The organism is Methylobacterium sp. HMF5984 (genome assembly GCF_045033435.1).
Taxonomy (GTDB): domain Bacteria; phylum Pseudomonadota; class Alphaproteobacteria; order Rhizobiales; family Beijerinckiaceae; genus Methylobacterium.
Genome location: NZ_JBJFLN010000001.1, coordinates 4,292,872 through 4,306,211 on the forward strand (window position 1 = coordinate 4,292,872; position 13,340 = coordinate 4,306,211).

Sequence of the window (13,340 nt, forward strand, 5' to 3'; positions counted from 1 at the left end):
TTTTGGGAGACGGGACGGATCATGGAGGTCGATCGGGCGGCACGGCGCATCGCCGGGGCCGGCGCTCTCTTCGCCACCGCGACCGGCCTCCCGGCTCCGTCCCTCGCGGCGGGCGCCGATTTTCCGGCCTGGGGATTCGGCTCGCACATGCACAACGTCGCGGCCGCCGCGATCTTCGGCGGCCTCGTCGCCTTCGCCACCATCGTCGCCCTGCTCTACCTGAGCGAGCGCTCGCGCTGGACCCGGCGGGAGCGCGAGCAGGCCGCGGCCCTCGACGCGCTCAGCGGCGCCCACGACCGCGCCGAGATGCTGCTCGCCGCCGAGCGCCAGATCATCGTGACCTGGGACGGGCGCAGCGAGCCGGTGGTCGAGGGCGACGTCGGGCTGGCCTTCGACGGCACGCGCCCCGCGATCGGCTCCGCCCGCCGCATCCTCGCCTTCGGCACGTGGCTGGTGCCGACCGACGCCGAGGCGATCGAGACCGCGGTCGAGGCCCTGCGCATCCGGGGCACGAGCTTCCGCACCACCCTGCGCAGCCAGTCAGGCCGCAGCATCGAGGCGCAGGGCCAAGCGGTGGCCGGGCGCGTCCTGCTGCGCCTGCGCGAGACCACCGAGGATCGCCGCCAGATCTCGGAGCTGCGCGAGACCCTCGAGGATGCCCGCCGCGGCCTGTCGGCGCTGGCCGGCCTGCTCGACGCGATCCCGCAGCCGGTCTGGCGGCGCAACCGCGAGGGCGGCCTCGCCTGGGTCAACACCGCCTACGTCGCCGCGGTCGAGGCGGCGAACCGCGAATCCGCGATCCAGGCCGGGATCGAGCTGCTCGACCGCCCGGCCCGCGAGATGATCGCCCGCGAGGACGGCCAGCGCCGCCCCGCCGGCCAGCGCGCCGCGTTGCGCCTGTCGGCGGTGGTGGCCGGCGGCCGCCGCATCCTCGACGTCACCGAGACCGCCCTGGAGGGCGGGCGGGTCGGGATCGCGGTCGACGTCTCCGAGCTCGAGAGCGTCCGCGCCGACCTGCAGCGCCAGATGGATGCGAACGTGCGCACCCTCGACCAGCTGCCGACCGCGGTGGCGATGTTCGATGCCGGGCAGCGCCTGATCTTCCACAACGCCGCCTACCGCCAGCTCTGGGAGCTCGACCAGGGCTTCCTCGACGGGCGCCCGCTCGACGGCGAGATCCTCGACCATCTCCGCGCCCAGCGGAAGCTGGAGGAGCATGCCGACTTCCGCAGCTGGAAGCAGGGCGTGCTCGCGGCCTACCGCTCGGCCGAGGCGAACCCCGCCTGGTGGTACCTGCCCGACGGCCGCACGCTGCGCGTGCTGGCCGAGCCGAACCCGCAGGGCGGCCTCACCTACCTGTTCGACGACGTCTCGGACCGGATGAAGCTCGAATCCCGCTACAACGCGCTGATGCGGGTGCAGGCCGAGACGCTGGACACCCTCAAGGAGCCCGTGGCGGTCTTCGGCGCCGACGGCCGCCTCACCTTCGCCAACCGCGCCTTCGCCACCGCTTGGCGCCTCGACCCCGAGACGCTGGAGGCGCGTCCGCACGTCGAGGCGGTGATCGAGGCGTGCCGCGTGCTGGCGCCGGCCGACGAGCCCTGGCTCGACATCCGCGACGCGGTGGTCGGGCTCGAGTCCCGCACCGGCCTCGCCTGCAAGCTCGAGATGGTCGACGGCACCGTGCTCGACTGCGCCGCCCAGCCCCTGCCCGAGGGCGCGACGCTGATCACCCTGATCGACGTGACCGCGAGCGTGAACGTCGAGCGGGCGCTGACCGAGAAGAACGACGCGCTGGAGAAGGCGGCGCAGCTGCGCGACACCTTCGTCCACCACGTCTCCTACGAGCTGCGCTCGCCGCTGACCAACATCATCGGCTTCACCCAGCTGCTCGGCGACGAGACGGTCGGCGCCCTCAACGCGCGCCAGCGCGAGTATTCCGAACACATCATGCGCTCGTCGGGGGCGCTGCTGGTGATCATCAACGACATCCTCGACCTCGCCTCGATCGATGCCGGCTCGCTCGAGCTCCAGCGCGAGACCGTCGACGTCCAGGCGACCGTCGAGGCGGCCCTACTCGGCATCGAGGACCGCCTCGCGGAATCCGACCTGAACCTCGTCCTCGACGTGCCCGACGACATCGGCAGCGTGTTCGTCGACGGCAAGCGCGTGCGCCAGATCCTGTTCAACCTGATGTCGAACGCGGTCGGCTTCTCCAGCGCGGGCCAGAGCATCACCGTTCGGGCGCGGCGGAATGCGGGCGACCTCGTGCTCAGCGTGCGCGACCAGGGCCGCGGCATGCCGCCGGAGATCGCCGCCCACGTGTTCGACCGCTTCGAGAGCCACACGCTGGGCACCCGCCACCGCGGCGTCGGCCTCGGCCTGTCGATCGTGCGCTCCTTCGTCGAGCTGCACGGCGGCCGGGTGTCGCTCGATTCGCGGCCCGGGGCCGGCACCTACGTCAGCTGCAGCTTCCCGATCGTCGCGCCGACGATGCCGTCGGCGCGCGACTCCGAGGCGGCCGAGTAGGCCGCTTTCCGTCAGCCGAGGGCCCGCGCCGCCTCGGCCACCGCCTGGACGCGGCCGTCCACCGTCCGCGAGGCTTCCGCGATCCCGTCCATGTTCAGCCGTACGCGCTGGACGCTCTCGGCCGCGTTCTGCATGTTGACCGACATGTCGCGCGTCACCGCCGCCTGCTGCGTCACCGCGGAGGAGACGCTGAGCGAGATGTGGCTGACCTGCCCGATCGTCTGCCCGACCAGCTCGATCGCCCGCACCGCCTCCGCGGTCGCCTCCTGGACCGCCGTGACCTGCTTGCCGATCTCCTCGGTCGCGCGCGAGGATTGCGTCGCCAGCGCCTTGACCTCGGCGGCGACGACGGCGAACCCGCGGCCGGCCTGCCCGGCGCGCGCGGCCTCGATCGTCGCGTTGAGCGCCAGCAGGTTGGTCTGGTCGGCGATAGTGCGGATCGTGGTGATCACGCTGCCGATCCGCTCGGCCGAGGCGGTGAGCCCGGAGATGATGGTGCGCGCCTCGTCGGAGCGGCCGACCGCCTCGTCGGAGGCCGTCTTGGCGTCGATCGCGTGCCGCGTCAGCTCCTCGATCGAGGTCGAGAACTCCTCGGCGCCGGCGGCGACCGCCTGGACGTTGCCGGAGGTCTCGGCGGCCGCGCGCGCGGTCTCCGTCGACTGCCGGCTCACCCCCGACATCTCCTGCATGATGTGGCCGAGGTCGACCTCGATCAGGCGCTGGCCTTCGGCGCGGCGGCGGCGCTCGTGCACCTGGGCGGTCACGTCGGTGGCGAACTTCACGACCGCGAAGGGGCGGCCGTCGCGATCGAGGATCGGGTTGTAGGCGCCGTGGATCCAGACCTCGTTGCCGCCCTTGCCCATCCGGCGGAACTCGCCCGCCTGGAAGGTGCCTCCGGCCAGCGCCTTCCAGAACGCGGCGTAGGCCGGGGAATCGGCCTCGGCCGCGTCGACGAAGATCCGATGGTTGCGGCCTTTGATCTCGTCGAGCCGGTAGCCCATCGTCGTGAGGAAGTTCGCGTTCGCGTCGGTGACGGTCCCGTCGAGGGTGAAGTGGATCACGGCCTGGGAGCGGTTGATCGCGTCGATCTGGCCCTGGCTGGTCGCGGCGGCCATGGTCTCGGCGGTGATGTCGGTGGCGAGCTTCACGATCTGCACCGGCTGGCCCCGCCGATCGAGCACGGGATTGTAGGATGCCTGCAGCCAGATCTCGCGACCGTCCTTCGCCACGCGCTTGAACGAGCGGGCCTGGGTCTCGCCGCGGGCCAGGGCTTCCCAGAAGGCGCGGTAGGCCGCGCTCTCGCGCTCGCTGCGCTCCATCAAGATCCCGTGATGCGCGCCTCGGATCTCGGAAAGCGTATACCCGAACAGGGTCAGGAAGTTCGCGTTCGCATCGATGATCCGCCCGTCGAGGCCGAAAACGATCCGCGCCTGAGACCGATCGATCGCATCGATCAGGGCGCTCATCTTCTGGTTGAACATCGTCATCGTCAGTACCCCGCGGCGCGCGACATGACTTTTAGCTTGGCAGGCGAGGCTTAAAATTTGATCCACCGCGACTTTTAGCAGGACACGACTTCGCGCTCGCGGCGCCCAATGACGAACTTCGGGACGCATCGAGGTCGTCGAGCACGCTGCGGTCTTTCTTGTCGGCAACACCTTCCGGTTGTTTCAGGCTGCAAGCTCAGCCGGAATATCGGAATCGGGTGTTCCGAACGCATCCGACCGATCGCGCGGCGCCGGCGAACGCCCTGCGCTCGGTCCGGCCGCAGCTTGACCGGGCCTCGTTCGGCCGCCACGACGCTGGCGATGCCCGAGCACGCGCAATCCGGCTGGACCGTCTTCCGCAACGGCGATTTCCGCCTGTTCGGGATCTCCCGTTTCCTGACCGGTCTCGCCTACCAGATGCAGGCCGTGGCCGTCGGCTGGTTCGTCTACGACCTGACCCGCTCGGCCTGGGCGCTCGGGCTCGTCGGCCTGGCGGGCTTCCTGCCGGCGATGCTCGCCGCGCTGATCACCGGGCACGTCGCCGACACCTACGACCGCCGCCTCGTGGCGGCGGCGGCCTTCGCGGTGCAGGCGGCGACGAGCGCGGCGCTTCTCGCCTATGCTTGGAGCGGCGCGAGCGCGGTGTGGCCGGTCTACGGGCTCGTCGTGCTGATCGGGACGGCCCGCGCCTTCGCCAACCCCGCCCTGCAGGCGCTGCTGCCGACGCTGGTGCCGCGCGACCTCTTCGGCGCCGCGATCGCCTGGAACGCCTCGCTCTGGCAGAGCGCGTCGGTGCTCGGGCCGGCTTTCGGGGGCTTCCTCTACGCGCTCGGGCCGATGGTCGTGTTCGGATCGGCGTCGGCCAGCTTCGCGCTGGCGGCGCTCGCGACCACGGCGATCCGCTATCGGCCGGCGGCGGTCACGGAGCGGCCGCCGGTGACCTGGGCGACGCTGTCGGCCGGGATCGGCTACATCCGCGCGCACCCGGTGGTGCTCGGCGCGATCAGCCTCGACCTGTTCGCGGTGCTGCTCGGGGGCGCCACCGCCCTGCTGCCGATCTTCGCCGCCGAAGTGCTGCATGTCGGCCCGCTCGGCCTCGGCGCGCTGCGCAGCATGCCGGCCGCCGGCGCCGTGCTGACAGCGATCGTGCTCGCCTACCGGCCGCTGCGGCGCCATGCGGGCGTGCGGATGCTGCGCGCCGTGGCGGTGTTCGGCCTCGCCATCATCGTGTTCGGGCTCTCGACCTCGCTGCCGCTGTCGATGGCCTGCCTGTTCATCACGGGCGCGGCCGACATGATCAGCGTCTACGTCCGCCAGACCTTCGTGCAGGGCGAGACGCCGGACGCGATGCGCGGCCGGGTCTCGGCCGTGAACACCGTCTTCATCGGCGCCTCGAACGAGCTCGGCGAGTTCGAGTCCGGCTCGGTCGCGGCACTCATCGGCGCGGTGCCGGCGGTGGTCGTCGGCGGCGCGGCGACGGTGCTCGTCGCGGTGCTGTGGGGCCGGATCTTCCCGGCCCTGCGGGCCCGCGACCGCCTGCTGCGCGAGGGGTGAGGCCGGCGACCGACGGCAAACGGCCAAGCTAACCCATTCCGGCCAGGATGCGCTGCTCTACGGACGGCCGCCCGGCTGGTCCGGGTTCGTGGAGGAAGAAGATTTTGCTCGTCCGTACCGTCGTTGCGTTCGCCCTCACCACCACCGCCGCGCTCGCCGCGCCGAACGCGTCGGCCGTGCCCGACCGCGCCGCGCTGAAGCAGAACTGCACCGGCGACTACCTCGCCCTGTGCAGCGAGTTCGCCCCGGACAGCCCCGAGGTGCATGCCTGCTTCAAGCAGAACCGCGCCAGCCTGTCGCCGAACTGCCAGGCCGCGATCGGCAGCTACACGAAAGCGCAGAAGCGGGGCTGAGGCGGACCCGTCGTGCGACCGTCGACGGATCGGGGTCCTGGAACGGACGACGCCCGTCACGTCGCGTCCTCGACGCTGCCGCGCGACCGATTATCCCTTCTGCATGCGTTCAGGCGCCGCGAAGGGATGATGGCAGGTTGATCAGGCATTCGGCCGTCGATCGAGCCCGTCGGACGGTGATCTGCGAACCGGTCGACCTCGCCTAGCGAGCGCCGCCGCTGACTTCCGATCCGGTCCCGTCGCGGCGGGATGCCGGCCAGGCCGAACGCGCCGCGCTGCGCGATCGCGCAGGGGCGCTTGCCCGGGACGCCCTCGCGACGGAGGGTCGGGGCGATGCGGTCGAGCCCGCCCGGTAGGTGGCCCCGGGGCCGAGGCCTACTTCCCCGAGAGCAGCGGCGACCAGGTCGGGTCCGAGGCGTAGGACGGCGTCGGGACCGGCGCCTCCACCTTGCCGGTGATGTCGACCATGTAGAGCTTGCCGCCGCCCTGGCCGCCGGGGTCGCGGAAGAACAGCACGTACTGCCCGTTCGGCGCGAAGGTCGGGCCCTCGTTGTGAAAGCCCTCGGTGAGCACGCGCTCGCCCGAGCCGTCGGGCTTCATCACGCAGATCGCGAAGCCGCCCTTGCGCTGGCGGGTGAAGGCGATCAGGTCCCCGCGCGGCGACCAAGCCGGCTGCGAGGCCGAGCCTTCGCCGAACGAGATCCGGTGCGGGTTCGAGCCGTCGGCGCCCATCACGTAGACCTGCTGCGAGCCGCCGCGGTCGGATTCGAACACGATCTGGCCGCCGTCCGGCGAGTAGGTCGGCGAGGTGTCGATGGCGTTGCCGTTGGTGATCGAATGCTGCGCCTTCGAGGCGATGTCTATGGTGACGATGTCGGCGTTGCCGCCCTGCTGCACGCTCATCACGAGGCGGCGGCCGTCGGGCGAGAAGCGCGGGCTCGCGCTCATCGAGTCGAAGTTGCCCATCGCCGTCCGGCTGCCGGTCTCGAGGTTGATCACCTGCACCCGCGGCTGGTGGCCGGTGGCCTGGGCCATGAAGGCGATGTCCTGCGTCGCGGGCGAGTAGCGCGGCGCGACGATGGCGTTCTCGCCGGTGGTGAGCGCGCGGACGTTGGCGCCGTCCTGGTCCATCACCATCAGGCGCTTGCGGCGGTTCTCCTTCGGGCCGGACTCGTCGACGAAGGCGATGCGGCTGTCGAACCACGGACCGAGGCCGGTGATCTTGGTGTAGACGCTGTCCGAGATCAGGTGGCCGGCGCGGCGCGCGTTGGCGGCGTCGGTGCCGTATTGCTGGCCGGTGATCTGCTGGCCGGAGGTGACGTCCCACAGGCGGAACTCGACCTTCAGCCGGCCGGAGCCGTCGCGCGAGACGCGGCCGGTGACGAGGCCCTGCACGCCCGCGGCGCGCCACTTCTCGAAGCCGGGGGCGGCATCGAAGTTCGGCGATTCCGGGAAGCGGCCCTTCTCCAGGGGCAGGAAGTAGCCCGAGCGGCGCAGATCGTTCGTTACCACGCTCGAGACGAGGCCGCCGAGGTTCGGGTCGCCCGAGAAGTCGGTCACCGCGATCGGCATCGGCTGGAACGCGCCGCCGCCGATGCGGAGCTGAAGCTGGGCCTGCGCCGGCGCGGCGAGGCCGAGCGTCGCCAGCAGCAGCAGCGCGAGGCCATAGAGGGCGGCGGGCACGTGCCGGGCCCGGGTGAGCGATCGATGCAGCATGGGTCTGGTCCGGGAGCGTTGGAACGGGTGCCGGCGAGGTCCTGGCGTCAGGTCGTCAAGGCGGCGTCGGCGGTCAGGTCGCGGTGAACTCGAACTCCGCGTTGATCGCCTTCCAGTCGTTGTAATAGGGCTGGTACTGCGCCGGGATCTTGTAGGGCGCGCAGCGGCGCACCGCACGCAACGCCGCCTGCGCGATCGACTGGTCGACCGAGCTCGATCCGCCGCGCATGATCCGCGGCTCGGTCGAGAGCGAGCCGTCGGCGTTCAGGCGGATGTCGAGCACCGGCAGCACCACCCCCTGGGCGGCGCCCGGAGGCGCCGAGTAGCAGCGCTCGATCTGCTGCTGCAGCATGCCGACGAGCGCGTCGCGCAGCGACGGCGACAGGCGCTGGGCGGTGCCGGTGGCGGCGCCGAGCGAGGCCGTGCGCTGGACCTCGTGGCCGGTGGCGCCGGTCGATTGCGACGGCGCCTTCGAGGCCAGGATCGACTTGATGTCGCCGGCATTGAACTTGGCGGCCAGCTCGGCCTGCTTGCGCGCCTTCGCCTCGGCGTCGGCCTTGGCCTTCGCGTCGGCGACCGCCTTCGCTTTCGCCTTGGCGGCGGCCTCGGCCTTCGCCGCGGCGGCGGCCTCCGCCTTCTCCTTGGCCTCCTCGGCCTTGGCCTCGGCGATCTCCTTCTGGCGCTCGGCCTCGGCTTCCGCCTTCGCCTTGGCTTCGGCCTTGGCGGCCGCCGCCTTCTCGGCGGCCTTCGCGGCTTCCTTGGCCGCGTCCGCCTTGGCCTTCGCTTCGGCCTTCGCCTTGGCTTCCGCGGCCGCCGCCTCGGCCTCCTCGCGCTCGACCAGCTTGGCGAGCTGCTCGCGCTTCACGGCTTCGGCCTTGGCGGCCTCGGCAGCGGCCTTCGCTTCGGCCTTCGCGGCGGCGGCCTTCTCCGCGGCCGCGGCCTTGGCCGCTTCCGCCTTGGCCTCGGCCTTGGCGGCTTCGGCCTTCTCGGCGTCTGCCTTCTCCTTGGCCATCTTGGCGGCCTTCGCCGTCTCGGCGGCGGGATCGGGCTCGTTGACGCGCAGCGGCATCTCGTCGGCGTTGGCGAGCTTCATGTCGCTGGTGCGCGTCGGCGCGGTCGGAGAATCCACCTTGGCGTTCTCCGGCTCCTTCTCCTCGAACTTCTCGGCCTTCTTGTCGGCCCGCGGCTTGGCGTCCGACAGCGGCTTCTCGGCGTTGCGCTCGCCCTTGGTCAGCTCCGAGAACTGGTTCTCGGTGATCACCTCGACGGGCACGCCCTCCTGCGCCTCGGGAAGCGCGGGCGCGGCGACGCTGAACAGGGCGAAGACCAGCAGCCCGACATGGGTGCCGGCCGAGACCCAGAAGCCCGGTTCGCTGCGGAAGGAGGGAAGCCTCACAGGTCTGCTACCGCTGCTCGGGCTCGGTGACGAGCGCCACCTTCTTGAAGCCGCCGCCGGTGACGATCGCCATCACCTGGGCGACGCGGCCGTAATCGACCCGCTTGTCGCCGCGCACGAAGACGCGCTCCTCGAAGCCGGACTTGGCCTCCTGGGTCAGCTTCGGGATGATGGTGTCGTCGGTCAGCTCGTCCTCGCCGAGGAAGACCTGTCCCGACTGGCGGATCGACAGCGTCACCGGCTTGGTGTCCGAGTTCAGCGGCGAGGCCTTGGATTGCGGCAGGTCGAGGGGCACGCCCACCGTCATCATGGGGGCCGCCACCATGAAGATGATCAGCAGCACCAGCACGACGTCAATGAACGGCGTCATGTTGATCTCGTTGATCGGGCCGCCGCCGCGGCGTCCCCGCCGCCGCCGCTTGCCGCCGCCCTGCGCGCCCGCCGCCATGCTCATGTGTCGATCCCTTCGCGGATTTCGGTCAGGCGGCGAGCGACAGGCGCTCGTCGATCTGGCGCGACAGGATGGCGGAGAACTCGTCGGCGAAGCCTTCCAGGCGCGACTGCTGCTTGGCGACCGTGGCCTGGAGCTTGTTGTAGGCGAGCACGGCGGGGATCGCCGCGAACAGGCCGATGGCGGTGGCGAACAGCGCCTCGGCGATGCCCGGCGCCACGACGGCGAGCGAGGTGTTCTTCGAGGCCGCGATCGAGGTGAAGGCGGTCATGATGCCCCAGACCGTGCCGAACAGGCCGATATAGGGGCCGGCCGAGCCGATCGAGGCGAGGAACAGCAACCGGCCCTCGAGGCGCTCGACCTCGCGCTGGATGGTCACGTCCAGCACCTTGTCGATGCGCTGCGACAGCGACTGGATCTGCCGGCCGGTGCCCTCGAACGAGCGCTTCCACTCGCGCATGGCGGCGACGAACAGCGCGGCGAGGCCGGTGGCCGGGCGGTCGTTGAACGACCGATACAGCTCCTCGAGGGACCGGCCGGACCAGAACGCGTCCTCGAACGCATCCATCTCGTCCTTGGTGCGCCGGAACAGCAGCGTCTTGTCGACGATGATCGCCCAGCACCAGATCGAGGAGCCGAGCAGCCCGATCATCACGAACTTGACGACGATGTGGGCCTGGAGGAACAGCCCGAGCAGCGTCATGTCGGCGACGGGCGCGGCCTGCATCGCATCTGCGGGGTTCATGGGCTTTGGTCCTCGGACGTCTCGACGGCGGCGGCGCGACGACCCGGCGGGCCAGCGCGCTCCATCCGAAATCATCGAGCGAATTCAAAGGGAATCGCGTTCGAATCTGTCGAAAGTAAGGGCCGGGTGCGGTGCACGCGGGGCGTCGCTTTCCCACCGCATAAGCGGGCGGGTTGGTTAAGGAAGGGTTGCCGGGGCCAGAGCGCGGCGCAGGGCGTCGGGCAGCCGGATCGCTCGGCCCGCGCGGACGCAGGCGACCACCACCTCGGCACGGACGAGGACCACGCCGTCCCGGCAGACCTCCTGGTGCAGGTGCATCGAGGCGCCGCGCAATTCGCGCGTGCTGGTGACGATGGAGAGCACGTCGTCCATCCGCGCCGGCTTCAGGTAGTCGATCTCCATGCGGCGCACGACGAAGACGAGGCCGTCCGCCTCCCGGTGCAGATCGGACTGGTCGCCCGCGAGCCCGCGCAGCAGCTCGGTGCGCCCGCGCTCCATGAAGCGCAGGTAGCTCGCGTGGTAGACGAAGCCCGAGAAGTCGGTGTCCTCGTAGTAGACGCGCACCGGCAGCGCGTGGGCATCGATCGATGACGTCACGGGTTCGATGTCCTTCTGCTGCCGCAGGGCGGTGCGGGACGGTGGCAAGGGCCGACGTCCCGTCGGGCACGGATCGGACGAGGGTCCGTCCCCACCCTCCCGTCATCGCGGGGCCGCGCGGCTCCGGGATGACGGGCAGACATGGCGACGGCATGGCGGGCGGAGGGAGAGGACGAGGCCCTCGCGAACGCGAAAGGGCCGCCCCTCCCAGGGCGGCCCTTCCGTCAGTGAATCCGTTTCGACGATGCCGAAGCGGGATCAGCCGCCGATGCGGTTGGCGAGCGAGGCCGAGTGGCCATGCTCGTTGGCGATGTAGGGCAGCGCCTCGTTTGCGAACTGGCGGCCGGCGGCGTTGTCGCCGTTGCGCGAGTAGGTCTCGTACAGCTCGAGGGTGCGGGCGTCCGAGCGGGCCTGCTGATCGATATAGGTGCGGTCGAAGTCACGGCCGTTGCGGGCCGACTTCAGGCGCTCGATCCGGTTCTGGCCGTTCGGGCCGATCGCGACGCGGCGGCCGGGCTCGGTCGGGCTGTTGTCGATGATGCCGACGCCGCCGAGGACGCCGCCGACGATGCTGGTGCCGAGGTTGGCGGCGATGGTCACCGGGGCGAGCACGAGGCCCACCGGGTTGTCGATGCGGGTGTCGAAGCCCTGGCGATCCGAGACGACGGTGCCGCCGGAGGACAGCGACGTGCCCTCGGGCAGAAGCGCCTTGGTAGTGGCCTCACGCTCGGTGATCACGCGGTTGGCGTAGTTCCGGACCTGCGGGTTGCGCGAACGCTCCAGGGCGATGCGGCTCGACTCGATGCTCACGGCATCCGAGCGAAGGGCCTCGGCGCGGAACTCGGGAGTGTCGGTGCCGGCGGCGCCGACGCCGCGCTCGAACGGCGAGACGCGGATGGGAAGGGCGTCCTGGGCGAAGGCGGGGGCGGTCAGCGCGGCGAGCGAGAGACCGAGAACGGCGAGGGTGGCGGTACGCTTCATAGGAGAACGATCCTTTGTGGTTCGCCGGTGCGTCGAGGCCCCGGTCGATTGCGGGCACAACGGGTCGGATCGCCGCTCGTTCCGCACGTGTGAACTACGTAGCCACGCTTCCGGCACATGCTGAGCCGACGAACCGAGACATCGCGGCGTTGTGAAGCGGTACGCGGAACATCGATTTTCTGATTATTCGCAAAGCATTGCTTGGTTTATGGCGGTGGCATGTGACAAGTTTCCGAACCGCGTCCTATGCCGACACGGCATAGCTGAACCGGTGGAACGGCATGCGTCGACGGCGCTGCGCCGCGGCGGAACTCGATGAAACGCGACTTCGTGTCCCGTCCTCGGACGGTCGCTTCGGCAATGCGACGGCACAGACTAGGTCTCGGGCTCGTCCTCGACGAAGAGGCCGATCTGCGTGATCGGATCGCGCTTGGGCATCGCGAAACCCATGTGCTTGAAGGCGTGCTGCGTCAGCACCCGCCCGCGCGGCGTACGCATCACGAAACCCTGCTGGATCAGGTAGGGCTCGATGATGTCCTCGATCGCGTCGCGGGGCTCCGACAGCGCGGCCGCGATCGTCTCGATCCCGACGGGGCCGCCGCCGAAGGATTTCGCGATCATCGTGAGGTACTTTCGGTCCATCACGTCGAGGCCGACGGGATCGACGTCGAGCAGCTTCAGCGCCCGGTCGGCGATCGCCCGCGTCACGGTCGGCGCCTCGGCGACGACGGCGAAGTCGCGCACCCGCCGCAGCAGGCGGCCGGCGATGCGCGGGGTCCCGCGGGCCCGCCGGGCGATCTCGTTCGCGCCGTCGTCGGACATGCCGAGCCCGAGCACCCGCGCGCCGCGGCTGACGATGAGCTGCAGCTCGTCGATGTCGTAGAATTCGAGCCGGATCGGGATGCCGAAGCGATCGCGCAGCGGCGTCGTCAGCAGGCCCGCGCGGGTGGTGGCGCCGACGAGCGTGAACTTCGGCAGCTCGATCTTGACCGAGCGCGCCGCCGGCCCCTCGCCGATGATCAGGTCGAGCTGATAATCCTCCATCGCCGGATAGAGGATCTCCTCCACCGCCGGGTTGAGGCGGTGGATCTCGTCGATGAAGAGCACGTCGCGCTCTTCGAGGTTGGTGAGCTGGGCCGCCAGATCCCCGGCCTTGGCGATCACCGGCCCGGAGGTCGAGCGGAAGTTCACGCCGAGCTCGCGCGCCACGATCTGCGCCAGGGTGGTCTTGCCGAGGCCCGGCGGCCCGACGAACAGGACGTGGTCGAGCGCCTGGCCGGTCATCTTCGCCGCCTGGATGAAGATCTCCATGTTGGCGCGCGCCGCCCGCTGCCCGATGAACTCGGACAGGCTCAGCGGACGGATGGTCTGATCGACGTCGTCGGCCCGCTTCTCCGGGTCGAGGATCGCGCTGGTCAGGGGTTTCGGCTTGCTCATGGAGCCTCGGCTGGGGATGCGATCCTCCTAACCCGCGCCCGCGGCGATGTCTAAGCGCGCCTCGCCGCCGTCGGATCGTCCGGCCGAGCCCGAA

At 70.7% G+C, this 13,340-nt stretch carries 11 protein-coding genes; 3 read left to right on the plus strand and 8 right to left on the minus strand.

The features are described 5' to 3' along the window. Positions 1 to 21 precede the first annotated feature (21 nt). The gene (locus ACFZ8E_RS20895; RefSeq protein WP_405043690.1) at positions 22 to 2,529 is read left to right on the plus strand and encodes an ATP-binding protein; all 2,508 of its coding nucleotides are present in this window, start codon (positions 22 to 24) and stop codon (positions 2,527 to 2,529) included. An 11-nt stretch (positions 2,530 to 2,540) separates the two neighbouring features. Here ACFZ8E_RS20895 and ACFZ8E_RS20900 read toward each other — a convergent pair whose 3' ends face one another. Further along, positions 2,541 to 4,016: a PAS domain S-box protein gene (locus tag ACFZ8E_RS20900; RefSeq protein ID WP_405043691.1), complete on the minus strand. Its 1,476-nt coding sequence runs from the start codon at positions 4,014 to 4,016 to the stop codon at positions 2,541 to 2,543. Between the two features lie 321 nt (positions 4,017 to 4,337). Between ACFZ8E_RS20900 and ACFZ8E_RS20905 the strand changes: the two genes are divergently transcribed. Both ACFZ8E_RS20905 and ACFZ8E_RS20910 read left to right on the plus strand, forming a co-directional pair. After that, positions 4,338 to 5,570: an MFS transporter gene (locus ACFZ8E_RS20905; protein WP_405043692.1), complete on the plus strand. Its 1,233-nt coding sequence runs from the start codon at positions 4,338 to 4,340 to the stop codon at positions 5,568 to 5,570. A gap of 104 nt (positions 5,571 to 5,674) precedes the next feature. Continuing rightward, entirely contained in the window at positions 5,675 to 5,923 is a 249-nt protein-coding gene (locus ACFZ8E_RS20910; RefSeq protein WP_147726879.1) for a hypothetical protein, read from the plus strand. A gap of 375 nt (positions 5,924 to 6,298) precedes the next feature. On the opposite strand, the gene tolB is transcribed toward ACFZ8E_RS20910, so the two are convergent. The 7 genes from tolB to ruvB all read right to left on the minus strand — a co-directional run bounded on the left by tolB (position 6,299) and on the right by ruvB (position 13,246). After that, positions 6,299 to 7,639 carry a Tol-Pal system beta propeller repeat protein TolB gene (gene tolB / locus ACFZ8E_RS20915; protein WP_405043693.1) on the minus strand — a complete coding sequence of 447 codons (1,341 nt, stop codon included), beginning with the start codon at positions 7,637 to 7,639 and terminating at the stop codon, positions 6,299 to 6,301. Positions 7,640 to 7,712: 73 nt separating this feature from the next. Next, positions 7,713 to 9,035, minus strand: a complete 1,323-nt coding sequence (tolA, locus tag ACFZ8E_RS20920) for a cell envelope integrity protein TolA (protein ID WP_147726883.1) — start codon at positions 9,033 to 9,035, stop codon at positions 7,713 to 7,715. A gap of 7 nt (positions 9,036 to 9,042) precedes the next feature. Then, positions 9,043 to 9,489 carry a biopolymer transporter ExbD gene (locus ACFZ8E_RS20925; RefSeq protein ID WP_187274707.1) on the minus strand — a complete coding sequence of 149 codons (447 nt, stop codon included), beginning with the start codon at positions 9,487 to 9,489 and terminating at the stop codon, positions 9,043 to 9,045. Between the two features lie 25 nt (positions 9,490 to 9,514). Next, positions 9,515 to 10,231, minus strand: a complete 717-nt coding sequence (gene tolQ, locus ACFZ8E_RS20930) for a protein TolQ (RefSeq protein ID WP_147726885.1) — start codon at positions 10,229 to 10,231, stop codon at positions 9,515 to 9,517. Between the two features lie 177 nt (positions 10,232 to 10,408). Then, complete coding sequence (ybgC, locus tag ACFZ8E_RS20935) at positions 10,409 to 10,828, minus strand: tol-pal system-associated acyl-CoA thioesterase (RefSeq protein ID WP_405043694.1); 420 nt, start codon at positions 10,826 to 10,828, stop codon at positions 10,409 to 10,411. A 258-nt stretch (positions 10,829 to 11,086) separates the two neighbouring features. Continuing rightward, positions 11,087 to 11,809, minus strand: a complete 723-nt coding sequence (locus ACFZ8E_RS20940) for a DUF4142 domain-containing protein (protein WP_147843183.1) — start codon at positions 11,807 to 11,809, stop codon at positions 11,087 to 11,089. A 375-nt stretch (positions 11,810 to 12,184) separates the two neighbouring features. Then, the gene (gene ruvB / locus ACFZ8E_RS20945) at positions 12,185 to 13,246 is read right to left on the minus strand and encodes a Holliday junction branch migration DNA helicase RuvB (protein ID WP_147843182.1); all 1,062 of its coding nucleotides are present in this window, start codon (positions 13,244 to 13,246) and stop codon (positions 12,185 to 12,187) included. Positions 13,247 to 13,340: the final 94 nt, after the last annotated feature.

What these genes read in the sequence shown, in the direction of transcription:
- ACFZ8E_RS20895 (WP_405043690.1), top strand. Translation starts at nt 22, where the DNA reads ATGGAGGTCGATCGGGCGGCACGGCGCATCGCCGGGGCCGGCGCTCTC.
- ACFZ8E_RS20900 (WP_405043691.1), bottom strand. Translation starts at nt 4,016, where the DNA reads ATGACGATGTTCAACCAGAAGATGAGCGCCCTGATCGATGCGATCGAT.
- ACFZ8E_RS20905 (WP_405043692.1), top strand. Translation starts at nt 4,338, where the DNA reads ATGCCCGAGCACGCGCAATCCGGCTGGACCGTCTTCCGCAACGGCGAT.
- tolB (WP_405043693.1), bottom strand. Translation starts at nt 7,639, where the DNA reads ATGCTGCATCGATCGCTCACCCGGGCCCGGCACGTGCCCGCCGCCCTC.
- ACFZ8E_RS20925 (WP_187274707.1), bottom strand. Translation starts at nt 9,489, where the DNA reads ATGAGCATGGCGGCGGGCGCGCAGGGCGGCGGCAAGCGGCGGCGGCGG.
- tolQ (WP_147726885.1), bottom strand. Translation starts at nt 10,231, where the DNA reads ATGAACCCCGCAGATGCGATGCAGGCCGCGCCCGTCGCCGACATGACG.
- ACFZ8E_RS20940 (WP_147843183.1), bottom strand. Translation starts at nt 11,809, where the DNA reads ATGAAGCGTACCGCCACCCTCGCCGTTCTCGGTCTCTCGCTCGCCGCG.
- ruvB (WP_147843182.1), bottom strand. Translation starts at nt 13,246, where the DNA reads ATGAGCAAGCCGAAACCCCTGACCAGCGCGATCCTCGACCCGGAGAAG.